This is a genomic window from Cohnella baijiui, assembly GCF_020731285.1.
Classification (GTDB): Bacteria; Bacillota; Bacilli; order Paenibacillales; family Paenibacillaceae; genus Cohnella.
This window is the reverse complement of sequence record NZ_JAJFOW010000104.1, coordinates 1-506: the sequence shown is the minus strand read 5'-3', so window position 1 is coordinate 506 and position 506 is coordinate 1. Positions and strand designations below refer to the sequence as shown.

Annotated in this window: 1 protein-coding gene; it reads left to right on the top strand. The window is 45.1% G+C overall.

Features of this window, described 5'->3' with window-relative positions; translation table 11 throughout:
- Positions 1-87: 87 nt before the first annotated feature.
- A complete protein-coding gene (nikR, locus tag LKX83_RS31820; RefSeq protein ID WP_227887258.1) occupies positions 88-501 on the top strand; it encodes a nickel-responsive transcriptional regulator NikR in 414 nt (137 codons plus the stop codon).
- The last annotated feature ends 5 nt before the right edge of the window (positions 502-506 follow it).

Genomic DNA, 506 nt, shown 5'->3' with positions numbered 1-506 from the left:
CACCAGGTTCCGTTCCAAGAGGTGTATCAGCACGCTATGAAATCATAATAGAGAGGCATATATCATGACAATGTAGGAGTGAGTCGTATGTCAGATTCAACCTTAAAGCGCTTTGGCGTTTCCATGGATGAAACGTTATTGAAGGAATTTGATGAAATGATCAAGCGTAAAGGATATGAGAACCGATCCGAAGCCGTGCGTGATTTGGTACGTGATGCGCTGGTTAAACAGTCCTCTGCGGATGATGAGCAGGATGTAGCAGGGAGCATTCTGCTGTTTTATGATCATCACCAAAGTGACCTTATGCAGGAGATTACACATATTCAGCATACGATGCACCATGCCATTCTAGCCACCACACACTTTCATCTTGATTCTCATCACTGTCTGGAGTTGATTGTTGTGAAAGGGAAGGCGGGGGAGCTTCGTGCGTGCAGTGACCAGATGATCAGCATCAAAGGAGTAAAATACGGAAAGTTTACGGTAGCTCCTCTTAAGTAGGTAGC

Bases quoted from the DNA above. Each gene is read 5' to 3' on its own strand.
- nikR (WP_227887258.1), top strand. From the start codon at position 88: ATGTCAGATTCAACCTTAAAGCGCTTTGGCGTTTCCATGGATGAAACG.